This window comes from Pseudomonas brassicacearum, assembly GCF_003732175.1.
Taxonomy (GTDB): Bacteria; Pseudomonadota; Gammaproteobacteria; order Pseudomonadales; family Pseudomonadaceae; genus Aquipseudomonas; species Aquipseudomonas brassicacearum_G.
Map to the genome: position 1 here is coordinate 167,094 of NZ_MOBI01000001.1, position 20,535 is coordinate 187,628.

At 54.1% G+C, this 20,535-nt stretch carries 22 protein-coding genes and 3 pseudogenes; 9 read left to right on the forward strand and 16 right to left on the reverse strand.

All coding sequences use genetic code 11. The features are described 5' to 3' along the window. The first annotated feature begins 422 nt into the window (after window positions 1-422). The 4 genes from BK658_RS29775 to BK658_RS00840 all read left to right on the forward strand — a co-directional run bounded on the left by BK658_RS29775 (window position 423) and on the right by BK658_RS00840 (window position 4,778). Window positions 423-629 carry a hypothetical protein gene (locus BK658_RS29775; protein WP_148049694.1) on the forward strand — a complete coding sequence of 69 codons (207 nt, stop codon included), beginning with the start codon at window positions 423-425 and terminating at the stop codon, window positions 627-629. A gap of 300 nt (window positions 630-929) precedes the next feature. Continuing rightward, window positions 930-2,315 (forward strand): hypothetical protein, encoded by a 1,386-nt coding sequence (locus tag BK658_RS00825; protein ID WP_123580290.1) that lies wholly within the window; start codon window positions 930-932, stop codon window positions 2,313-2,315. A gap of 172 nt (window positions 2,316-2,487) precedes the next feature. Continuing rightward, on the forward strand, window positions 2,488-2,988 hold the full coding sequence (locus BK658_RS00830) for a hypothetical protein (RefSeq protein ID WP_123580291.1): 501 nt from the start codon (window positions 2,488-2,490) through the stop codon (window positions 2,986-2,988). A gap of 773 nt (window positions 2,989-3,761) precedes the next feature. Then, complete coding sequence (locus BK658_RS00840) at window positions 3,762-4,778, forward strand: hypothetical protein (RefSeq protein WP_123580295.1); 1,017 nt, start codon at window positions 3,762-3,764, stop codon at window positions 4,776-4,778. A gap of 150 nt (window positions 4,779-4,928) precedes the next feature. Here the strand turns inward: BK658_RS00840 and BK658_RS00850 are convergent, their stop codons facing one another. Then, the gene (locus BK658_RS00850; RefSeq protein ID WP_123580298.1) at window positions 4,929-5,225 is read right to left on the reverse strand and encodes a hypothetical protein; all 297 of its coding nucleotides are present in this window, start codon (window positions 5,223-5,225) and stop codon (window positions 4,929-4,931) included. Between the two features lie 80 nt (window positions 5,226-5,305). Between BK658_RS00850 and BK658_RS00855 the strand changes: the two genes are divergently transcribed. The 3 genes from BK658_RS00855 (at window position 5,306) to BK658_RS00865 (ending at window position 6,833) form a co-directional block, all read left to right on the forward strand. After that, entirely contained in the window at window positions 5,306-5,584 is a 279-nt protein-coding gene (locus tag BK658_RS00855; protein WP_123580300.1) for a hypothetical protein, read from the forward strand. Window positions 5,585-5,703: 119 nt separating this feature from the next. Next, window positions 5,704-6,336, forward strand: coding sequence for a recombinase family protein (locus BK658_RS00860; protein ID WP_123580302.1), 633 nt, complete (start codon window positions 5,704-5,706; stop codon window positions 6,334-6,336). A 254-nt stretch (window positions 6,337-6,590) separates the two neighbouring features. Next, the gene (locus tag BK658_RS00865) at window positions 6,591-6,833 is read left to right on the forward strand and encodes a hypothetical protein (protein ID WP_123580304.1); all 243 of its coding nucleotides are present in this window, start codon (window positions 6,591-6,593) and stop codon (window positions 6,831-6,833) included. A 94-nt stretch (window positions 6,834-6,927) separates the two neighbouring features. On the opposite strand, the pseudogene BK658_RS00870 reads toward BK658_RS00865, so the two are convergent. The 9 genes and pseudogenes from BK658_RS00870 to puuE all read right to left on the reverse strand — a co-directional run. Next, a pseudogene (locus BK658_RS00870) lies at window positions 6,928-7,152 on the reverse strand (pirin family protein); the annotation flags it as partial. Window positions 7,153-7,348: 196 nt separating this feature from the next. Continuing rightward, entirely contained in the window at window positions 7,349-8,134 is a 786-nt protein-coding gene (locus BK658_RS00875; RefSeq protein ID WP_123580309.1) for an outer membrane protein OmpK, read from the reverse strand. Then, window positions 8,131-8,502 carry a hypothetical protein gene (locus tag BK658_RS29780; RefSeq protein ID WP_148049695.1) on the reverse strand — a complete coding sequence of 124 codons (372 nt, stop codon included), beginning with the start codon at window positions 8,500-8,502 and terminating at the stop codon, window positions 8,131-8,133. The genes BK658_RS00875 and BK658_RS29780 overlap by 4 nt, the downstream gene beginning before the upstream one ends. Window positions 8,503-8,746: 244 nt before the next feature. Next, window positions 8,747-8,866: pseudogene (locus BK658_RS30630) on the reverse strand (hypothetical protein); the annotation flags it as partial. A 188-nt stretch (window positions 8,867-9,054) separates the two neighbouring features. After that, window positions 9,055-10,362, reverse strand: coding sequence for a urate hydroxylase PuuD (locus BK658_RS00885; RefSeq protein ID WP_123580313.1), 1,308 nt, complete (start codon window positions 10,360-10,362; stop codon window positions 9,055-9,057). Between the two features lie 51 nt (window positions 10,363-10,413). After that, entirely contained in the window at window positions 10,414-10,917 is a 504-nt protein-coding gene (locus BK658_RS00890) for an ureidoglycolate lyase (protein ID WP_007898831.1), read from the reverse strand. Window positions 10,918-11,061: 144 nt separating this feature from the next. Next, window positions 11,062-12,057: an allantoicase gene (alc, locus tag BK658_RS00900; protein WP_123580317.1), complete on the reverse strand. Its 996-nt coding sequence runs from the start codon at window positions 12,055-12,057 to the stop codon at window positions 11,062-11,064. Window positions 12,058-12,146: 89 nt separating this feature from the next. Then, a complete protein-coding gene (uraD, locus tag BK658_RS00905) occupies window positions 12,147-12,662 on the reverse strand; it encodes a 2-oxo-4-hydroxy-4-carboxy-5-ureidoimidazoline decarboxylase (RefSeq protein ID WP_123580318.1) in 516 nt (171 codons plus the stop codon). Next, on the reverse strand, window positions 12,659-13,585 hold the full coding sequence (gene puuE, locus BK658_RS00910; RefSeq protein ID WP_123580320.1) for an allantoinase PuuE: 927 nt from the start codon (window positions 13,583-13,585) through the stop codon (window positions 12,659-12,661). Before puuE ends, uraD begins: the two co-directional genes overlap by 4 nt. Window positions 13,586-14,020: 435 nt before the next feature. Between puuE and uraH the strand changes: the two genes are divergently transcribed. Further along, the gene (gene uraH / locus BK658_RS00915; protein ID WP_123580323.1) at window positions 14,021-14,374 is read left to right on the forward strand and encodes a hydroxyisourate hydrolase; all 354 of its coding nucleotides are present in this window, start codon (window positions 14,021-14,023) and stop codon (window positions 14,372-14,374) included. 211 nt (window positions 14,375-14,585) lie between these two features. Here the strand turns inward: uraH and BK658_RS00920 are convergent, their stop codons facing one another. From BK658_RS00920 to BK658_RS00935, 3 genes are all read right to left on the reverse strand, one after another. Continuing rightward, on the reverse strand, window positions 14,586-15,212 hold the full coding sequence (locus tag BK658_RS00920; protein ID WP_123580324.1) for a LysE family translocator: 627 nt from the start codon (window positions 15,210-15,212) through the stop codon (window positions 14,586-14,588). Window positions 15,213-15,277: 65 nt separating this feature from the next. Next, window positions 15,278-16,627, reverse strand: coding sequence for an NCS2 family permease (locus tag BK658_RS00925; RefSeq protein WP_123580326.1), 1,350 nt, complete (start codon window positions 16,625-16,627; stop codon window positions 15,278-15,280). A 332-nt stretch (window positions 16,628-16,959) separates the two neighbouring features. Next, on the reverse strand, window positions 16,960-17,394 hold the full coding sequence (locus BK658_RS00935) for a MarR family winged helix-turn-helix transcriptional regulator (protein WP_123580330.1): 435 nt from the start codon (window positions 17,392-17,394) through the stop codon (window positions 16,960-16,962). 82 nt (window positions 17,395-17,476) lie between these two features. Between BK658_RS00935 and BK658_RS00940 the strand changes: the two are divergent. After that, window positions 17,477-18,644: pseudogene (locus BK658_RS00940) on the forward strand (aminotransferase-like domain-containing protein). Between the two features lie 197 nt (window positions 18,645-18,841). Here BK658_RS00940 and BK658_RS00950 read toward each other — a convergent pair. The 3 genes from BK658_RS00950 to BK658_RS00960 all read right to left on the reverse strand — a co-directional run bounded on the left by BK658_RS00950 (window position 18,842) and on the right by BK658_RS00960 (window position 20,497). Continuing rightward, window positions 18,842-19,213 (reverse strand): glutathione S-transferase N-terminal domain-containing protein, encoded by a 372-nt coding sequence (locus tag BK658_RS00950; RefSeq protein ID WP_123580334.1) that lies wholly within the window; start codon window positions 19,211-19,213, stop codon window positions 18,842-18,844. Between the two features lie 103 nt (window positions 19,214-19,316). After that, window positions 19,317-19,862 carry a GTP cyclohydrolase I FolE gene (gene folE / locus BK658_RS00955; protein WP_019693029.1) on the reverse strand — a complete coding sequence of 182 codons (546 nt, stop codon included), beginning with the start codon at window positions 19,860-19,862 and terminating at the stop codon, window positions 19,317-19,319. Between the two features lie 77 nt (window positions 19,863-19,939). Further along, window positions 19,940-20,497, reverse strand: a complete 558-nt coding sequence (locus tag BK658_RS00960; RefSeq protein WP_123580336.1) for a Smr/MutS family protein — start codon at window positions 20,495-20,497, stop codon at window positions 19,940-19,942. Window positions 20,498-20,535: the final 38 nt, after the last annotated feature.

Here is a 20,535-nt window from a genome sequence, read left to right on the forward strand (position 1 = left end):
TCCGCCCTCTCGCATATCTCCTCGTTAAAAGAACATCATAACCAGCGTCTTCGGCTATATGCTGCTGTATTGGTGTTTAAAAAGTCCAAGTCTTACCTCGCTTGGCATCAAAGGCTGTTTAGTCCTTACTACTCAGCCTTTTTTATTATCTGCTGAAAAGTATTTACAACAATAGAAGGAAAAATTATGGCTATACAAACAACAAGGCAATGCTTGTGCTGCGGAATATCTTACTACGCTCTATCTGCGAAGAAGTTTCTGTGTGGAGCACGAACTTGCTATAGGCAATGGCATATTGATCGCCAAGCGCTAAAACTATCAATTACCGAGTACAAAGAACTTTGTAAGAACAAGCAACAAATCAATTCGCCAACCAAAACCGAGCAAAATCAAACTACCGTATAAAGAAGGAATCACCGTTAATGGAAAACTGCATTGTCTGCAACAAAGAATTCACCCCAACTGATCCTCGCCACAAGGCGTGTGGAAATACCTGTGTGGTGCGAATTTATGTATTGCGTAGAAAGGTAAGAGAGCAAATTAACGCAGCTCTAAAAACCTTGAAAACTCCTGATGCTCTCAAAACCTTTGATGCGTCACTTCAGGAAATGCTAGAGGTTTATATTTGAGAAACGAAATTTACATCAACGATAAGTGCTACACGAAAGAAAGAATTTGCACAGATTCAGTAGTATTCAGAGTAGAAGCACGCATATACCTTAAAGCCTTAGCTCACTAGGGCTTCAGACAATTTAGAAGGATAAGTACCTTGAGAATCACACTCAATGCTAGGTCTACATACCAACTCATGCAGGTAATGGAAATGATGAAATACGAAAACCCCACTCACTGCATTCAAACTATGATTACCAGTTTGCTAAATTCACTAACCAACACTCCATCCCAATCTATCGAGGATAACAATAATAATGGCAATTCAGCGAATAAAGGTTTGTGCCCTATGCACAACTGATTTCACTACTAGTCAAATCAAAGCTAAGTACTGTTCGGAATGTAGAGGCAAAGCCAAGAAAAGCAAACAAATTGATCGCCGTCAGAAGTTGGCTGAGAAACGGATATTATCCTTACCTCAAGCAGATGAGTGGCTCTGGATAGCAAGAGAATGCCGGAGGGCCGGTACAGTAGAAATCCTGCAAGAAGTAGACCTCGAAGCTTTATTTGCAATATACCGAGCACGATTCAAGTGCTATGGCTGGAACCCCGAAACCAAACAATCTAAATATCACCTGTGCCACATATCTCCAGTTAAAGACAAAAACAGTATTGGCCTACTCAACCACCTGAATCTCTTCATCGGCAATAGCCTTCCTAATCAGGCTCATGGAAACAAGGGGCACGAAGGTAAGGGTTTGAGCATTCCAATCTACCAGCTAAAACGTAAGTGGCTCGCAGATGAAAATAGTACGGACCGTAACATTTTGGATAAAGCTGCTAAGTACTTGGGGTCTGTTTTGGTCGAATACGCAAAGAAGCATCCTATTCGAAAGAGTCAGCGTTTTAGTCTTGCTCGTTGGGTTTATCAGAATGACCCTGAAAACATTATGCCGCTGCAACAGCTCGAACGACTTTCCATGCAGGAGCTTAGGAATATTCGAGCAAAAGTCGAAGATAAAGAAGTTTATAAAATGGATTTCGCAGCGAAGCGTTCTGTAGTAGTAGCTCTCGAAGAGTGTCAGCGTCTGTCGGTACAGCTTCCTGAATGTGAGCATAGGTCAGATGTCGCCTTCATGGTGCCAGTGCTTCAGGTTGCAGCTGCATGGCTTAGTAGGCTTCCAGAGCAGCAAGGGCTACATGACATCCTTGAGAAGCCTTATGGTGTCACATGGGAACCTCTCAAGCTGCGGGAAGGCATGGATGTCTCAGTCCTACGGGATTTCATCAGCTTTCAAGCATTTGCTGCTCTCCAGGGCGAGGCTCTTGATCGAAAAATGGTTCTTAACACCCTGCGCAAGTATCTGGTCGTGACAACGCTCACACCTGACTACAGCAAGGCTAATGACTCGATTCGTAAATACTTTGCCGAGCAGCACTCTCGATTTGTCGCGCAGGTTCCAGTCATCAAAGCTGCAATCCTTTCTCTCGGCTTGGCAGATAAGATTATGGTGGCCGAAGATCTCCAGTCAGCGGCGGAGGCAGCACGGGAAGAGGCAATCTTTGAAAGCTTTGGCTACGAACAGTGTGAAGGCCTTCACGACTACAGCACCATCCATTATGAAGTTGAAGAAGACTACGTACCTAACCCAAACAACCCTAGTCTCAGGAGGTTTATCGAACCAATATTCGTAGATTTCTAAAAAACCAACAGAGCTAGACATAGTACTTACAGTTGATGCACACACCTAGCTCTAGGCCGTATATATAAAGGGCTGTAGAGCAATCCATACCATTCAACATGTATTCGCTCTATTCAAGAGCAGATAACGGGCATCCTACGCCCAAACAAAACCAAAAGAGGTAATAAAAGTTATGACTATCACTAAAACCAAAGTAACCATCCCAGCCTATTTCTCACAAGAAGAGTTGGATCTTCGGAAAGAAAAAGCAAAATACAATTACATCAATGGCTATGTTCGGCGATCAGAATACGGCTCTTCCTTTGTACTGGAAAGTTGTTTCACATTCCATGCCACTACGTTAGAGCTGTTTGTAGATGGATTGGTGCAGCTAGCACTCAACGGTCAGGCACGCCACCAATACAGTAACATTGTCAGTGGTGTAGGCTATCATTCTGCGCACGTATATAAGACCGTATCAGAGCAAGACGAGGATCTTCACGCAATCATGAAAGAAGCAGAAGAAAACTATCTTAGTGAGCTTGCGGAGGAGAAACAGAAACAAATCGAGGCACTCACTGAGCAACTGCTACAAGCAGAACTTAACAAGGAGCAAAAGAAAGAAGACGAACGTATGGCTAAGCTACGAGCTAAGGCAGAACAAGAAGCTTGCGAATTCTTTAAAGACAAATAATTTAGCAGGAAGTCAATTTTACTGATCTAAATAGATAGCTCATGCACAAATCTGTTACAGGCCTGATTGTACGGGCCTGTTAGCAGCTTCAGACTAAGCACTGCTGCGCCTCGCCCTTGTATATACAACTAAGATACAACAAACCAACCTCAAACATTTTTAACAAGGATTTTTATGCTGGCCGATACAAAAAAGTGTCGTCTGAACACAACCTTATTGACGTTTAATGCAATCGCTCTTGTGGTCATTTGTTTTCTCCTTAATCAGCTTCGTCCCTTGCAAACAGATTCAGCTGCGATTCAAGACAGAATTACAAATTTGAATATTTATTCAGAGCACAGACACAACAACCTTTCTGCCAGTCATGATCAGCTAAAGAACGAGCTAGAAAGCCGAGTAAACATTTTGGAAAATCGAATAAAACTTCTACAAGGTCGTATCCAGTGACGTATTTCTATTGGTTTATCTTGAAGGCTTCGGCAGACAACCTAGACAGCAACACCAAACCTTCTATTGGCTCGTTCACGCCCCTGAGGGAGCGCTGGCAGCTCCTAGATAGGTCCGGACGCTGGTCAATGCAGATTGAGTCTGAAGTCACCCCCAGCGAAGCCTACGGCTTGTTTAAGGGGTTTACGGCAAAGCGGTGGCTGGCGGTTGGCCCGCTGAACAACGGGCTGTAAAACGTTACAAAACACAGCTATGCTAATTGTTGAGCGAAATTTCAATTTGCCAAAACCTTGATACAACACCGAATGTAATGATGAGGGATCAATATGGCCAAGTTTAAACCTGAAGTGTTGGGAGGGTTTGGTGAGGATATTGCAATCCGATATCTACAGAGCAAAGGATTCGAATTAGTTGCTTTCGGGGTTGGTGGAAAGTCTGCTGCCTCTGAGCTAATGAAGAGTATACCTTCAGTAAGTGGATATTGGATCGGCTCATCGAGAGCCGACTTGGCTGCTCTCCAATCCTCCAATGACAATGTTTGGATAAGTGGTACGACACCATCTTGGGCTGACCTCGCTGATGACGACATTGCACTGCTTGCATCAGTTTGTAAGAATACTTCGAAGTGCGATATGCGTGACAGCAGTGCCAAGAAGTGTCCCTGTGGAAGTGGAGTTGGGCTGTTCAGCCAAGACAATCTTGAGAGAACGTTCCCGAAAGGAGTTTCTGTCTTATACAAGGACGGCGTGAAGCAAAGAAGAAGTGCGATGCACTTTGCCTACGAGTGTTCAAATCGGTTCTCCGAGTTGATTGCCTCGGATCATAAAGGAGATGTACTTCCGTTAGGAAACTTCATGCGGGATAACCAACTCATTTCCGGTTACATCAGGAAGCTGTGGGAGAAGTATGCAGCAACGGACCTAAAACTCCCCTACAGTGGTGCTGATATTAAAAATGCAGGTATGTCAACTCCTGGAGCTGAGGCCATGAAGAACGCCAATCGAGCACGGTTAGCTGCGTTTCCTGCGGGTCATCCGGGCAGGTTTGACTATATAGCAAAAGATGACACGGGTCTTGTTGCCGTCGAGGTTAAGGTAAACACATCAACGATGTCGTACTGGCAGCAGCTTCGCTTTATGCTGCTGAATAAATTGGGGCACAGAACGATGCTTGTTAACGTCAAGGGCACACACGAAAATCTTGAAAGGAGTTGTTTAAATTCCGATTTTTGCGGCGTGATGGTTGAGGTTAATAATAATCCGGAAGTGGAAGCAAAGGAACTGGATGGGTACTCGTTTCTTGAGATTATGGAGACTGTTCCGCGTAACTGGATTTATTTCTAAGGGAAAGCGATGTAGGTTCAAGCGAATCTACATGAGCCGCATAGAATCCGGTGGCGCCAACCTAAGCTTGGACGCCATCAAGGTTCTCGCGGATGCCCTTGGGATAGACCTTCCCACCTTGTTTCAGGGGCTCTAGGGGAGCCACAGGGCTTAGCCTGATATCTTCAGTAGCTCTACTGTGACGTTGTGTGGTGATGAAGTGCTATTTGGGCCATATTCGATCCGCCCCACCAGAGTCTCAAACTCTTCGCCCAACGGGTTGAAATTCGAATCAGTGGGATGCACCCAGTATTCATTCCACCTGATGGCATATCCACTTTTCTCGGCCAACTCAATGCGAGCGTGAGTGAACGCTTTGCTGTCAACGAAAATCCTGGGATCGATCTCGAATACACCTTCGCTGAGCGTCTGCTTTCCTACGCTGAGCTTGTAGTAAGTGCTTTCCATGCTGTCTCCAAGATACCGGCTTCTGATTTTGGTCTATGGTGAGAGCCTAGTACTATTAACGACCAAGGAAGGATAATCATATGATTACGCTAGAAACGCGCCTGTATGCCGTGGCAGAGAGCTGTGGTTTACCTCTCGTATTCTGTGAGGCCGAGAATGCTGAAATGGCTGTTCAGAAGGTCACCGGACAGCGTTTGAGTAAAGCCTTGTCAGCATCTCAAGGGGATTGGGTAGTCGCCCCGATCACCCCTGAGCAACGACCGGAAATTGAAACCCTACCACCTGAGTCCGTCGTCCCGTATCTCCTTAAGCTGCCAAAAGTAGAAGGTCGAACCAATTACCTCACCACTATCATTTGAGTCTACTTGTTTGGTAGTCCGATAACCGTCTGTCGTCAGCTATCAAATAACTCTTTCAGATAGCTATATGATCGTATTATCATAGGCCTATCAAATCGAATGCTAAAGGATAGCCAGCCATGAAAGCCCACCTCTACCTGCGAGCCAGTACCAAGGACCAAGACGCTAATCGTGCGAAAGCTTTGCTTGAAGCGTTTGCGGCAGAAAAAGGCTTGGTCGTTGCTGGTATTTATAGTGAGAACATCAGTGGGACCAAGCTGGAGCGTCCTGAGTTGATGCGCCTCTTGGATGTGGCTCAGCCTGGAGAGTGTATTGTCTGTGAGAGTACCGACCGCCTTAGCCGCCTTTCTCAGACTGACTGGGAAACTTTAAAGGCTACGATCAAAGCTAAGGGGTTGCGTCTGGTGATTGCCGATCTGCCGACCAGTCACCTGATGGTTGTAGATAAGGGCATCACTGGTCAGATCATGGAAGTGATCAACAACATGCTGCTGGACCTCATGGCTACGATGGCCCGTCTTGATCAAGAAAAGCGCGTGGAACGCATTAAGCAAGGATTGGAGAACAAGAAGGCTGCTGATCCTGATTGGAAGCCAGCCGGTAAATCCAAGGACACAGCGATGTGGGACAAGGTTGTAGCCCTGATGGCTAAACATCCAACCATGAGCGCTGATCAGGTCGCTAAGCTTGCTGACTGTGGCGTTGCTACCGTGTACAGAATAAAGCGTGAGATGAAGACCGCCGAAGCATAAGGTTAAAACCCCCAAGAACCGTCTTTTCTAGGCGGTTTCAGGCCCTCTGCGGAGTTCTAGCCTCTCTTCCATCACAAGGTCAGGGGTCGGCTTCGTTGCCTCTCAGACCTCGATATTTCTACATTAAAGTAGATAAGACTCATTCGTATTTTTCGCGGTCTTAACCAATCGGCCCTCGCTCCGATATTTGCCAAAGCTCCAACCTCACCTAACCTGCGATTGCCATGTGGCGATTAAAAGGAATGGGTATACCAATGGATGATATGGAGCGGGCCTCAGCGGAATGCCTTCACCGTGCTGAACGAGTAGTTGAACAGCTGGAGCTTGAAGGTACACCGATTCCGATTTGGGCTAGGAAACAGCTGGAATATGCCAAGGCTGTACTAGAGACCTACCGAGAAGGTGGTGATTGGAAAGCAAAATTGAACGAGAGCATTGGTTTCCAAAATCGGTATCAGGCCGAAATCGACGCCCACTTCCAAAAATATCCTACCTAGCTCTCACGCCTTACGAAGGCAAGGTTAGATATCCGCTCGCTGAGTTTCATATCAGCATTAGCATATAACATCGCTACTAAATGGTGTTATTGCACCGCTTTGCGAGCATGTAGGTCACGGTTTCGAAGCCACGGTGCGGGTGGGGTGGGAAGCCGGCAATGTAGTCGTCGGGATTTTCCGAGCCGAACTCGTCGAGCATCAGGAACGGGTCGAAGCGTTCGATGCCAGCCCCCCCAAATACCCGGGTCAGCTTGACCCCGGCGCCATCGGACGCAGGTTGGCCGGTATGCAGGCTAAGCACTTTGCGAAATTGAGTCATCGGTGCAACTCCTCGATCAGAGTGGAATGGCGCCATGCTATGCCAGACAGATCGATCAATGGTTGCGAATTTTGCGAAGGTTTAATCGGGTTGTTCGATGTGTTGGCGGCAAAGCAAAAGACCGCAGCCGCGCCGGTCCCTACACTCGATGCGCTTGTGTAGGAGTTGCCGAAGGCTGCGATCTTTTAACGCTGGATCAGAAGTGGTACTTCACCAGCAAGCTCGTGGCGCTCTGATTGGTTGTGAAGTCCTTCGTGTCTTCGATGGCGTACTTGTTCTTCCAGTAGTCGTACTCGATACCGACGTACAGCTGCTTCTCGCCCCAGTGCAAGGCTTTGCCCAAGTCGTATTTGATCTGCGGGTTGAAGTGCAGGTTGGCGTGGTAGGTGCCTTGGCTGTTCTTGTCGTTGTCGACCACCCAGTCCATGTAACCGTCGATCAGCACGCTGGAGCTGCCCACCGGGATGGTGTAGGACCACACCGGAGTGATCTGCCAGATGTTGTTACCCGGGCGTTTGTCGTCGGTGTGGCGATTGTAGAAGTTCAGCTGGAAGTAATCGAAACCGGGAATGGCCAGGTCGAAGCCCGGACCGATCAGATAGGAGTTGACGTCGCCTTCGCCGGTCTCGTAGGTCATGGCCAGCAGGACGTCCTTGATCGGGCCGAACTCGAGTTTCCGGTCGAAGATCTTGCCGAACGACAGACGCGGGCTGAACTCACCGTAGTACGTGTTATTACCGAGGTAGGCGTCAGGTTTACCGTTGTAGAAAACCTTGTCGATGAACAGGAAGTTGTCCCCGTATTTCCAGGCATCGGCGTGCTCGAAGGTCACGGTTTGCTGGATGCTCGGGTTGACTTTGAAGTCTTTGCCATAGAGATAAGTCAGGCTGTTGTTCTGCCACTGCAGCAGGTCGCCGGCCATTGCCTGCCCCCCAGCCAGCAAGGATCCAGCGAGCATCAGGCTAGTGCACGTACGGTTCATTCGGTTGCTCCCAAAGTAAGTGGTTCCACGTTTTTTTTTGAGTCGGCGCTCTGCTGTGGCGCCTGTTTTTCGTTGCTGTAAACAATCATCCGGTCGGTCGGCTTCAGCGCTCCGGCAAGCGCTGAGCCAAGGCTTTTAAAACGCGAAAGAACGCCCACCCGGCTGTTCGGAAACAGTCGATCAAGTGTCCATTCGGTTTTTATTGGAGTGTGCCGTGTGACCTTCCAGAGCCGGGATAAGCTGGCTATCGGGTCAGGAATTAAATCCGGGCTTTTTTTTAGAGCCGATTCAGGCGGCCTCGGAGAATACTGACTCGCGCACCATGGCTCAAGCGCCCCGCAACGGAGCGCCGCTATCAAGTTTGTCACCGTGTTGCTCCTCGAATGTTTTTATTGTTAAGGCGCAGACAACCGCTGACGGCGACCGGAGGTATCGCCGGTCGGTCTGTCATGCGGGTATTTCGTGTCACGGGTGAAGCCGGATAACGATGGGAGGACGGGCAGACCGTCCGGTTATCCGTCAGTGCTGAAGAGCGTGGCACTCGTTGTTGGCGGCTCGTTCTGCGCCGCCGAGGATGTTGAACAGCAGGTTCAACGAGAGGGCGCTGAGGGTCGCCATGGCTCCGCCGTACATCAGCAGTACGTGTTGCAGACCGACCAGAATCAGTTGCAACAGCGGCAGTCGTTGAATCGCGGGTGCGTCGGGGATGCGTGCTTCGGATGACACGGACATGCAACACCTCGGATCTTTTTTATTCTTGTGATTTTGTGCATCAGGTAGACCTGTGGCGAGGGAGCTTGCTCGCGCTGGGTCGCGAAGCGGCCCCGCTTTTCTCCAGGAAGAAAGGGGACTGCTGCGCAGTCCAACGGGAGCAAACTCCCTCGCCACAAAAGCCCGCTTGTCACAGGCTTTTGTATTGCTTAATTGGTCCGGGCTCCCTGGTTGATCCAGGCGCCGATCAGGTCGCGTTCCTGCTGGGTCATCTGCGTGATGTTGCCCAACGGCATGATCTGGCTGGCGACAGCCTGGGCCTGAATCCGCGGGGCCAATTGCTGGATCTGTTGCGGGGTATCGAACATCACGCCGGCCGGTGCCGCGCTGAACAGCGGGCTGGTCGGTTTGGCCGAATGGCAGACCGCACAACGTTCCTGAATCACGCTGTGTACCTTGCTGAAGTCCGGACCGCTTGCCGTAGAGGCTTGCGCCGGTGCAGCGGGGGCGGCCGGAGCAGCAGGCGCTGCTTCAGCGGGTTTGGCACCACCGCCAAGGGCGGTTTCGGGCAGCGGTTGGTACTCGATCTTCGCCGGTGCCTTGGCCACTTCCGGGGTATTCATCGGCGCTGGGCCGGTGACGTAGGCCAGGCAGATCATGCCTACTGCCGCGACGGGCAGGGTCCAGGCGAACTTGTGGCTTTCGTGGCGAGTGTTGAAGTAATGACGCACCAACACCGCAAGTACCGCGATCCCGGCCAGGATCAACCAGTTGTACTGGCTGCCGTAAGTGCTCGGGAAGTGGTTGCTGATCATGATGAACAGCACCGGCAAGGTGAAGTAGTTGTTGTGACGTGAACGCAGCAGGCCTTTGGCTGGCAGTGCCGGATCCGGCGTGCGGTTCTCGGCGATGGCCGCCACCAGTGCCCGTTGGGCCGGCATGATGATGCGGAACACGTTACCGACCATGATGGTGCCGATCATGGCGCCAACGTGCAGGTACGCACCGCGACCGCTGAACACTTTGCTGAAGCCGTAAGCGGCGCCGATGATCAGCACGAACAGGATTCCGCCTAGCAGAGCAGGGCGTTTGCCCAGGGCCGAGTCGCACAGGAAGGAGTAGATGAACCAGCCGATGAACAGCGAGCCAAGACCGATGGCCACGCCTTCCGGTCCGCTCAGGCTGCTGCCCGGTGCCAGCAGGTACAGCGTCGGGTTGGAGTAGAACACCACGCACAGCAGCGCGATCCCCGACATCCAGGTGAAGTAGGCTTCCCATTTGAACCAGTGCAGGTTGTCCGGCATGGTCGGTGGGGCCAGTTTGTATTTTTCCAGGTGGTAGATCCCGCCACCGTGAATCGCCCAGAGATCGCCCGCCAGGCCGTTTTTCGGGTTGACCCGATTGAGGTTGTTTTCCAGCCAGACAAAGTAGAACGACGCGCCGATCCAGGCCACGCCAGTGATCATATGAACCCAGCGTATGCTCAGGTTCAGCCATTCCAACAGATGTGCTTCCACAGTCTTTACCTCTCGCCTGTCACTCTTGTTGTCGAGTGATCAGACCTTCTCTTATTGGTGGGGGGCGAGGATCAAACGCTCATCCTCTTTGAAAAAATGCTCATCGCAGTTATTGCCTGTGCCACTGCGATCAACCACCAGGAAGTCATCCCGCTTTTCGATCGTCAGCACCGGGTGGTGCCAAACGCCGCGATGGTAATTAATGCCCTGCCTGCCGTTGGTGACGAAGGCGCGGACCAAGCCTGATACAGGTTCATCGCCAAGTGGCGCGACCACGATCAGAAAGGGGTTGCCGAGCAGCGGAATGAAAGCCTGGCTGCCCAGCGGATGGCGCTCCAGCATGCAGACAGTCAGCGGCATGTCCTGCGCGTCGGCGCGGAAGATGCTGATGATCGCCTTGTCTTCTGGCGTGGCGGTTTCTACCGTCGCCAGTTTGTGAAAGCGCATGGTTGAACCGTTGTTGATCATGAAGTGATCGCTGCCATCGGTTTCGATCACGTCACCGAAAGGGGCGAAGGCTTCTTTGGTCAGCGGTTCAATCGTCAATGTGCGCATGCCGGTCTTCTTAATCTTTTGAATTGATCGTTCCCACGCTCTGCGTGGGAACGCCTCACTGGACGCTCCGCGTCCGCTGTCGCTGTGACGCAGAGCGTCACGGGATGCATTCCCACGCAGAGCGTGGGAACGATCATCGCGGTCTTATTTCGCGACCTTGCCCAATACACGCAAGCGGCTCACGCCACCGTCCGGGAACACGTTCAGGCGGATGTGGGTGATCGGGCCCAGGGCCTTGATCTGCTCGGCGAAGGTGTGTTCGGCGTGCATTTCCAGTTTCTGCGCTGGCAGCAATTCGCGCCAGAACAGCGATTGGGTTTCGATCTGGCTGTCGGTGCCGCCCTTGACGAACGCGCCCTGGATCGAACAGGTGTCCGGGTAGTTGCCCTTGAAGTGCAGGGTGTCGACGATGATTTTTTCGATCTCGCCCGGATGGCCCAGCGCGACGATCACCCAGTCATTGCCCGGGGTGCGACGACGTGCGGTTTCCCAGCCATCGCCCATATTGATGCCACGGCCCGGGTTGAGGATGTTGCTCATGCGACCGAAGTGTTCATCAGAGCAGGCCAGGGCGCGACCGCCATTCAAGGCAGCAGCCAGGTCCACTTGCTCATTGTCGCCAACCGCCGACCAGTCGCGGAACGGGATGCCGTACACGCGCAGACGGGCGACACCGCCGTCCGGGTAGATGTTGAAACGCAGGTGGCTGAAGGCCTGGTCGTTGTTGATTTCATGGTAGTGGTGGCTGTTGCCTTGCAGCTCGACGGCCGACAGCACTTCAACCCATTGGGTGGTTTCGGTCGGCTCGCCCGAGGCCACGAAGCAGGCTTCCAGGGAGGCGGACGGCGGGAAGTTGCCGGTGAAGAATGAGGTGTCGATGTCCACGCCTTTGATCGAGCCCGGCACGCCGAGGCGGATCACGGCGCTGTCGTAGCCTTCGAAGCGCTTGCGACGCGATTCCCAGCCATCCATCCACTTGCCGTTGTCATCGAACACGCCTTCTTTCCATACGGCCGGGGTCGGCTGGAACAGGCGGTTGGCATCAGCGAACCAGTCATCGGTGACCGAGATGATTTTGGTGCCCAGGCGGGCGTCGGCCAGGTTGACGAACTTCTCGAAAGGTACGGCGTAAGCTTTCATTCTTCTTGTCTGCCTTTAATTAAAGTGGCTTGGGATGCTTGCAGGACCCAGGGCGTTTTTCACGTTCATTGACGCTTGGGCCATGTTCGCTAAAGAGTCAGTAATCGGAACAGCGCAATCTTGTTGATCTCTGCCAGCGCGCATTTGAATTCGGTGTCGACCGAGTTGTGAATACGCGTTTCGAACGCTGCGAGGATCTGATGCCGGTTGCTGCCTTTTACCGCCATGATGAAGGGAAACTTGAACTTGGCTTTGTAGGCGTCGTTCAACTCGGTGAAGCGCTGGAACTCATCGCTCGTGCATTGGTGAATACCGGCGCCAGCTTGCTCGTTGGTACTGGCTTCGGTCAGTTGACCCTGGACGGCGGCTTTGCCGGCCAGGTCCGGGTGAGCGTTGATCAAGGCCAGTTGGCTGGCGTGATCGGCACAGAGCAGGATATCGCTCATGCGCTGGTGCAGGGTTTCAATCTCGTCGATCGCCGCGTCCAGGCCCAGGTCGAAGGCTTTTTCGGCGACCCATGGCGAATGTTCGTAGATGTCGGCGAAGACGTTGACGAAGGCGTCGCGGCTCAAGGTCGATGGCTTCAAGGTCTGGAAGGCAGTCATTTCGAAGCCCCTGGGTACGGGTGGGTTTCGTGCCAGTGGCGGGCGATATCGACCCGGCGGCTGAACCAGACCTGCTCATGGCTTTTCGCGTATTCGATAAACCGCTTGAGTGCGGCCAGGCGGGCAGGGCGACCGATCAGGCGGCAGTGCAAACCGATGGAGAGCATTTTTGGCGATTCGGCGCCTTCGGCGTAAAGCACATCGAACGCGTCCTTGAGGTACTGGTAGAAATCGTCGCCCTTGTTGAAACCCTGAACCTGGGTGAAGCGCATGTCATTGGTGTCCAGGGTGTACGGGATCACCAGGTGCGGCTTGCCGGTCGGGTTATTCGGTTCCCAGTACGGCAGGTCGTCGTCATAGGTGTCGCAGTCATACAGGAAACCGCCTTCTTCCATCACCAGTCGGCGGGTGTTCGGCCCGGTACGGCCGGTGTACCAGCCCAGTGGGCGCTCGCCGCTGATTTCAGTGAGGATGCGGATCGCTTCGAGCATGTGCTCGCGTTCTTGCGCTTCGTCCATGTACTGGTAGTCGATCCAGCGATAGCCATGGCTGCAAATCTCGTGACCGGCTTGAACCATCGCGCGGATCACGTCCGGGTGGCGCTGGGCGGCCATCGCCACGGCGAAGATGGTCAGCGGAATGTCGAATTCCTTGAACAGCTTGAGGATCCGCCAGACGCCGGCACGGCTGCCATACTCGTACAGCGACTCCATGCTCATGTTGCGCTCGCCTTGCAGCGGCTGCGCCGAGACCATTTCCGATAGGAAGGCTTCCGATTCTTTATCGCCGTGCAGAATGTTGCGCTCGCCGCCTTCCTCGTAATTGAGCACGAAGGACAAGGCAATGCGGGCATTGCCCGGCCAGTGTGGGTGGGGAGGGTTACTGCCGTAACCGATCAGGTCGCGTGGGTAGTCAGCGCTCACTGCAGTCTTCCTTCTTATTCGGGTTACTTATTCGCGATAAGGGTGGTGTGGCGGCCTGAAGGTGAGGTGACAGGCTGGCGTCACAGCGATGGACTGATTGTATACAACTTTATATTCACTTTGTAAGCCTGATTTTTTGCATTTTTCATCAACTGTCATCTTTTCAGGGTGTAGCAAGAAACCTGCCTGAGTGGTCAGCTAATGGATGGAAGGTCCTCTGATCTTATGGTTCAGCATCAGATTCGCCGAGAATCCATGGATGGCGGGAGTGGTGGTAAAAATGTCGTTTTTATTGTGTACAATTTTTTTAAAAAGTGTCTTAATCAATCGCTCGCCGCCGCTTTTCGTGCTCCGAAAAGGTGCGGTCTCCTTTTTAACTGACTCCGGGAGGCGCGAGGCCTGACTGCTGCAAACGCAGGCGGGCGCGCAGAATCAATGGGACGTTTGACTACACACGTTTTGGATGCAGCGCACGGTTGCCCGGGCAGCTCGATCAAGGTCGAGTTGTACCGCGTTGAAGGTTCGCAGCTGGAATTGGTCGCCAGTGCACTGACCAACAGCGACGGCCGTTGCGACGCACCCTTGTTGCAAGGCGATGACTACCGTTCCGGGGTTTATCAGCTGCAATTTCATGCCGGTGATTACTACCGCGCGCGTGGTGTACTGCTACCGGAGCCGGCCTTTCTGGATGTGGTGGTGCTGCGCTTCGGCATCTCGGCAGAGCAGGATCACTACCATGTACCGTTGTTGATTTCGCCCTACAGCTATTCGACCTACAGAGGAAGCTAGGACTTTCCCCCCACGCCCAATGCTTGTCAAAAAAAGCTGCGCATAAGCTTCTTTGGTCTTTCGCCCGCTCACACTGCGGGCTTTTTTTTGTCTAGAGAAATGTGGTGCCTGTGCCGATGCCATCGCGAGCAGGCTCGCTCCCACATTGGATTGTGGCGTTCACAAAACCTGTGGGAGCGAGCCTGCTCCGGGCGGCGTTCCGACGATGATCTTAACGGCTCAACAGGGATGCCGCCCCCGCGCCACTGAACAACCCGGCACTGACCCGGTTGAACCAGCTCTGGCCCTTGCCGCTGCGCAGGTACCGCGCAGCACCATGCGCACCGAGGCCATAAGCCACCTTGCAGCACAGATCCAGCACGGTCCAGGTGGCGATCATGATCAGCAACTGCGGCAGAAAGGGCTGCTGTGCGCTCAAGAACTGCGGCAGGAAGGCAGCGAAAAACAGGATGTCTTTCGGGTTGCTCGCGCCCAGCACAAACGCGCGCCCGAACAGCGCACGGAAGCGGGGTACTGGCGCAGCCTGGGGCACTTCGGCGCCGGTCGATGGCTGACGCGATTGCTGCCAGCTTTGCCAGGCGAGGTAGAACAGGTACAGCGCGCCGACAATCTTCAGTGCACTGAAGAGTAGCTCCGAAGCCAGCAGTAGGGCGCCCAGACCCAATGCCGATGCGCTCAGCAGGCAGATCGAGGCAAATACGCCGCCGAGAAACGCCGGGTAAGAACGTCGCAGACCATAATTCAGACTGTTGCTGATCATCAGCAACGACAGTGGCCCCGGGATCAGGATCACCACCAGCGCAGCACCGCTGAACAGCAGCCAGGTTTCCAGACTCATCACTTTCCTCCCTATGTGCAAAAGCCCCACCCGACGGGGTGAGGCTGGTTTGAAACGCGTACCGCTTACAAGAAAATGAACTTGGCGATAAAGATCGCGCAGAGCACCCAAAGACTGATGGAAATTTCCTTGTGTTTACCCGTGCCGGCCTTGAGCACCACGTAGGTGATAAAGCCCAGCGCGATACCGTCGGCAACCGAGAAGGTCAGCGGCATCATGATGGCCGTGACGATCGCCGGAATGCTGTCGGTGGCTTCACTCCACTTGATGTGCTCCAGGCCGCTCATCATCAGCATGGCCACATAGATCAGCGCACCGGCGGTGGCGTAAGCGGGGATCATGCCAGCCAGCGGCGCGAAGAACATCGCAGCAATAAATAGCACACCTACGGTCACTGCGGTAAGACCGGTACGACCACCGGCGGCCACACCCGCGGCACTTTCCACGTAACTGGTAACTGGCGGCACACCGACCATCGCCCCGAACACGCTCGACGCACTGTCAGCTTTTAGCGCGCGGGAGAGGTTTTCGATCTTCCCGTCTTTGCCGACCAAACCTGCCCGTTGCGCCACGCCCATCAGGGTCCCGGCGGTATCGAACATGTGCACGAAGAGGAACGCCAGCACCACGCTGATCATGCTGACGTTGAACACGCCGGCGATGTCCATGGCCATCCAGGTCGGAGCCAGGCTTGGCGGCGTCGACAGAATGCCGCCGTAGTGCACCAGGCCCAGACCCCAGCCTGCCAGGGTCACGGTGATGATGCTGATCAGGATCGCGCCGAACACGCGGTGGTAACTCAGCACCGCAATCATCAGGAAACAAACGGCTGCCAGCAGAGGAGCAGGATCACGCAGATTGCCCAGTTTGATCAGCGTGGCCGGGCTGGCGACAATGATTCCAGCTGTTTTCAGACCGATGATCCCCAGGAACAAGCCAACACCTGCTCCCATGGCGTGACGCAAGCTCACTGGAATGCTGTTGAGCAGCCATTCCCGCACACGCGACAGGGTCAGGAACATGAACAACACACCGGAAATGAACACCGCGCCCAGCGCAGCTTCCCAGTGGTATCCCATGGTGCCGACTACGGTGTAGGTAAAGAAGGCGTTCAAGCCCATGCCTGGCGCGAGGCCGACAGGCCAGTTGGCATACAAGCCCATCAACAGGCAACCGAGAGCAGCGGCGATGCAGGTCGCGACGAAGGCGGCGCCGTGGTCGATCCCGGCGTCCGCCATGATGTTGGGGTTGACGAAGATGATGTAGGCCATGGTGATGAAGGTGGTAATACCCGCGATCAACTCGGTCTTCACCGTGGTGCCATGCAAGCTGAGTTTAAAAATGCGCTCCAGCCAGCCATTGCGTAACGGCGGCGAGAGTTCCAGCGTCGAGGCTTCGGATTTGCGGCTTTCCACAGCGAGTACTCCTCAAGAGTTTTATTGTTATTTCCAGAGCCGGACACATGAGGTGGGCAGCGGCTCTTTGAGGTACTTGCGAATTTGTTGACCTCTTGGTCAGGAACTCGCACGAAACGAATTATGCTTTTGTATACAAATAAAGCAAATAATGTTTTTGATTTTGTAGACGAAAAGATTGGCAATAGGGATATATCGCCTGCGGATGATCGTTCCCATGCTCTGCGTGGGAATGCCGCCATGGACGCTCTGCGTCCGCCGTTGATGTGACGCAGAGCGTCACGGGATGCATTCCTTTGCTGCGCGTGGGAACGATCACGATCAGGCGTGGTTTAGCGGTTTTCCCCCAGCGCCTTGTTCACCGCCAACCAGCCATCTACCGCCGCTTCACCAGCCTCGGCAAACACTCGCTCAAGCAATTTCACTTGCTCACGCCGCAACGACTCCTCGAACCGCGCGCCGTCGACGGTCAGTTGCAGCAGGCGCTTACGCTTGTCGGTCTCTGACGCCACGCTGTCCACCAGGTGCATCTCCACCAACTGACGCAGCGGAATGTTCAGCGCCTGTTTGCTCACCCCGAGTAGCGCGAGCAATTCCTTGACGCTCAGGGCCGGGTAGCGGGCGATGAAAAACACGATGCGTTGATGCACGCGGCTCAAACCGCGCCGCTCAAGCATTTCGTCGGCTTTGGCGGTGAAGGCCTGGTAGCCGAAGAAGAACGCTTCCATGGCGGCTTGCTGGGTGGTTTGGTTTTTAAGGTCAAGCATATTGACGTATCTGCTCGCGCTGTCGTAATTTCGGTCAAGTAGTTTGACTTAATTCCCTTGGCCTTCGCTACCGGTGACCCCCATGGCTTTTTCCGAACGTGTCTCGCGCCTTAAAAGTTCTTTGATCCGTGAAATCCTTGCCGCGGCTCAGCGCCCGGAAGTGATGTCGTTTGCCGGTGGTCTGCCTGCCGAAGCCATGCTGCCGAAGGTCGAGTGGACCGACATGCCGTTGTCCATGGGCCAATACGGCATGAGCGAAGGCGAACCGGCATTACGCGAAGCGCTGGCAGCTGAGGCCCGGGCCTTGGGCGTACCGTGTGAGGCGAGTCAGGTGTTGGTGGTCAGCGGCTCTCAGCAAACCCTCGATCTGGCGGCCAAGCTGTACATCGACAAAGGCACCGAGATCATGCTCGAAGCGCCGACTTATCTGGCGGCGCTGCAAATCTTCCAGCTGTTCGGCGCTGACTGCCTGACCGTGCCGCTGGAGGCCGACGGCCCGAACCTGAATGAGCTGCGTGCGCGGCTGGAAAAACATCACCCGGCGTTCATCTACCTGATCCCGACGTTCCAGAACCCCTCGGCAGTGCGCTACAGCGAAGCCAAGCGCGATGCAGTGGCAGCATTGCTCGATGAATTTGGCGTGACCTTGATCGAGGACGAGCCCTACCGTGAACTGACCTTTGATGGAGGCAGCGCGACACCCATCGTCAGGCGCTTGAAGAAGGCCAGCTGGATCTAACACCGGCACCGTGTCCAAGACCTTGCTGCCAGGCTTGCGCGTCGGCTATTTGATCGCCAGCCCGGACCTGTTCCCGCACTTGCTGCGGCTCAAGCAGTCGGCAGACCTGCACACCAATCGTGTTGGACAATGGCAGGCGTTGCAATGGATTGGCACCGAAAAGTTTCGTGATCACTTGAGTGAACTGCGGGACTTCTACCGGGTTCGGCGTGACGCCTTTCAGTTGGCACTGGAAACCCATTTTTCCGATCTGGCCGAGTGGAATGTGCCGCAGGGCGGGCTGTTTTTCTGGTTGACCCTGAAGCAGCCATTGGACACCCGGACCTTGCTGAACGCGGCATTGGCGCAGGACGTGGCGTTCATGCCGGGAGAGCCGTTCTTCTCTGAACCGGATAACAATCCGGGGCATCTGCGGCTGAACTTCAGTCACATCGATCCGGCGCGGCTGGACGAAGGGCTTAAACGATTGGCTGGGGTGGTGCGTCGGGCGCAGGCTGCGGAGGCTGCGTGAGGGAAGGCTAAAAGCAAATAAACCGGCGAATGGGCCGGTTTATTTTTGTTTGGGATTTGCGGTAATAGTGCCGGCCTCTTCGCGAGCAGGCTCGCTCCCACATGGGATTTGTTTTGAACACAAATCTTATCCACAACACAAAACCACTGTGGGAGCGAGCCTGCTCGCGATAGCGTCCGTCAGATCACTACAAAAAGTCAGGCTGCAGCGAAGCGCTTATCCAGATAATCAATGATCACCTTGGACTCATACATCCAGGTGGTCTGGCCATTCTCTTCGATACGCAGGCACGGGACTTTGATTTTGCCGCCTTGCTCAAGCAATGTTTGGCGATCCTGTTCGTTGTTCTTTGCATCACGCAAAGCCACCGGCACATTCAGGCGGCGCAGGGTGCGGCGGGTTTTCACGCAGAACGGGCAGGCGTGGAACTGATACAGCGTCAGGCCTTTCGCTGCGTTTTCGACCTGGGCCTGAGCGGCGGCGGGGCGCTTCTTTTTGCTCGGGCGGGTGAGGAAGTCGATGAAAATGATCAGCTGGCCGAGGCCGACACGAAGCGCTTTTACTAACACGGTATAAGCCTCACGGGCGAATGAAGAAAGGCGCGCAGCTTACCTGATTTTTCACAGGCGAAAAAAAACCGGCGATGAATGCCGGTTTTCTTCGTACAGCGGATTACTTGATCAAGCTGAGAAACTCGCTGCGGGTCGCCGCGTTTTCGCGGAACTCACCGAGCATCACCGAGGTGATCATCGACGAGTTCTGTTTCTCCACACCGCGCATCATCATGCACATGTGCTGGGCTTCGATCACCACCGCCACGCCCAGGGCGCCAGTCACTTGCTGGACCGCCTCGGCGATCTGCCGGCTGAGGTTTTCCTGGATCTGCAGGCGGCGGGCGTACATATCGACGATCCGCGCGACTTTCGACAGGCCCAGCACCTTGCCACTCGGGATATAGGCCACATGGGCCTTGCCGATGAATGGCAGCAAGTGGTGTTCGCACAACGAGTAGAGCTCGATGTTCTTGACCAGCACCATTTCGCTGTTGTCGGAGCTGAACAAGGCGCCGTTGGTGACTTCTTCGAGCGTCTGCTCATAACCGCGGCAAAGGTACTGCATGGCTTTGGCGGCACGCTTCGGCGTGTCGAGCAGACCTTCGCGGGTGGCGTCTTCGCCAAGCTGGCCGAGGATCGCGGTGTAATTCTGTTCCAGGGACATGAAACTACCTGTGGGATTTTACGCAAAGGGCAAGGGTACGGCGGCAGACACGGCGCTGCAAGCGTAGCGCATCAGCTTTACTCGTCGCGACCTTCCATCATGGTCCGTTTGAGCATCACGTAAACCGCTCCGGCGCCGCCATGTTTTGGCTGGCACGAGGTGAAGCCAAGCACCTGTGGATGTTGACGCAGCCACGTATTGACGTGACTTTTGATCATCGGCCGCTTGCCGTCCAGGCGCACAGCTTTGCCGTGGGTCACACGTACGCAGCGGATTTCGAATTTTGTGGCTTCGGCGAGAAAAGCCCACAGTGTCTCGCGGGCTTTTTCGACGGTCATGCCGTGCAGGTCGAGGCTGCCTTCGAATGGGATCTGCCCGACCTTCAGCTTGCGCATCTGGCTTTCCTGCACGCCGTCACGCGCCCACATCAACTCGTCTTCCGGACCGACATCGATCACGAACTGATCGGACAGACCGTCAACAGTGGTGGCATCGGTGCGCACGGTGGCGACCTGACGCAGCTTGGCGATTTGCGCGCGGTCAGCTTTGGGTTTACCGGTTTCAGCGCGATCGTGCTTGATCGGCTTGACGCCTTGGATCGCGCTTTTGAACAGGGAAAAATCGTCGTCTTGCATGTCAGCCTCCGCGAAGGGCGGCCAGTTTACCCAAGTCG

Coding starts and splice junctions, on each gene's coding strand:
- BK658_RS29775 (WP_148049694.1), top strand. CDS start 423: ATGGAAAACTGCATTGTCTGCAACAAAGAATTCACCCCAACTGATCCT.
- BK658_RS00825 (WP_123580290.1), top strand. CDS start 930: ATGGCAATTCAGCGAATAAAGGTTTGTGCCCTATGCACAACTGATTTC.
- BK658_RS00830 (WP_123580291.1), top strand. CDS start 2,488: ATGACTATCACTAAAACCAAAGTAACCATCCCAGCCTATTTCTCACAA.
- BK658_RS00840 (WP_123580295.1), top strand. CDS start 3,762: ATGGCCAAGTTTAAACCTGAAGTGTTGGGAGGGTTTGGTGAGGATATT.
- BK658_RS00850 (WP_123580298.1), bottom strand. CDS start 5,225: ATGGAAAGCACTTACTACAAGCTCAGCGTAGGAAAGCAGACGCTCAGC.
- BK658_RS00855 (WP_123580300.1), top strand. CDS start 5,306: ATGATTACGCTAGAAACGCGCCTGTATGCCGTGGCAGAGAGCTGTGGT.
- BK658_RS00860 (WP_123580302.1), top strand. CDS start 5,704: ATGAAAGCCCACCTCTACCTGCGAGCCAGTACCAAGGACCAAGACGCT.
- BK658_RS00865 (WP_123580304.1), top strand. CDS start 6,591: ATGGATGATATGGAGCGGGCCTCAGCGGAATGCCTTCACCGTGCTGAA.
- BK658_RS00875 (WP_123580309.1), bottom strand. CDS start 8,134: ATGAACCGTACGTGCACTAGCCTGATGCTCGCTGGATCCTTGCTGGCT.
- BK658_RS00890 (WP_007898831.1), bottom strand. CDS start 10,917: ATGCGCACATTGACGATTGAACCGCTGACCAAAGAAGCCTTCGCCCCT.
- alc (WP_123580317.1), bottom strand. CDS start 12,057: ATGAAAGCTTACGCCGTACCTTTCGAGAAGTTCGTCAACCTGGCCGAC.
- uraD (WP_123580318.1), bottom strand. CDS start 12,662: ATGACTGCCTTCCAGACCTTGAAGCCATCGACCTTGAGCCGCGACGCC.
- uraH (WP_123580323.1), top strand. CDS start 14,021: ATGGGACGTTTGACTACACACGTTTTGGATGCAGCGCACGGTTGCCCG.
- BK658_RS00920 (WP_123580324.1), bottom strand. CDS start 15,212: ATGAGTCTGGAAACCTGGCTGCTGTTCAGCGGTGCTGCGCTGGTGGTG.
- BK658_RS00935 (WP_123580330.1), bottom strand. CDS start 17,394: ATGCTTGACCTTAAAAACCAAACCACCCAGCAAGCCGCCATGGAAGCG.
- folE (WP_019693029.1), bottom strand. CDS start 19,862: ATGTCCCTGGAACAGAATTACACCGCGATCCTCGGCCAGCTTGGCGAA.
- BK658_RS00960 (WP_123580336.1), bottom strand. CDS start 20,497: ATGCAAGACGACGATTTTTCCCTGTTCAAAAGCGCGATCCAAGGCGTC.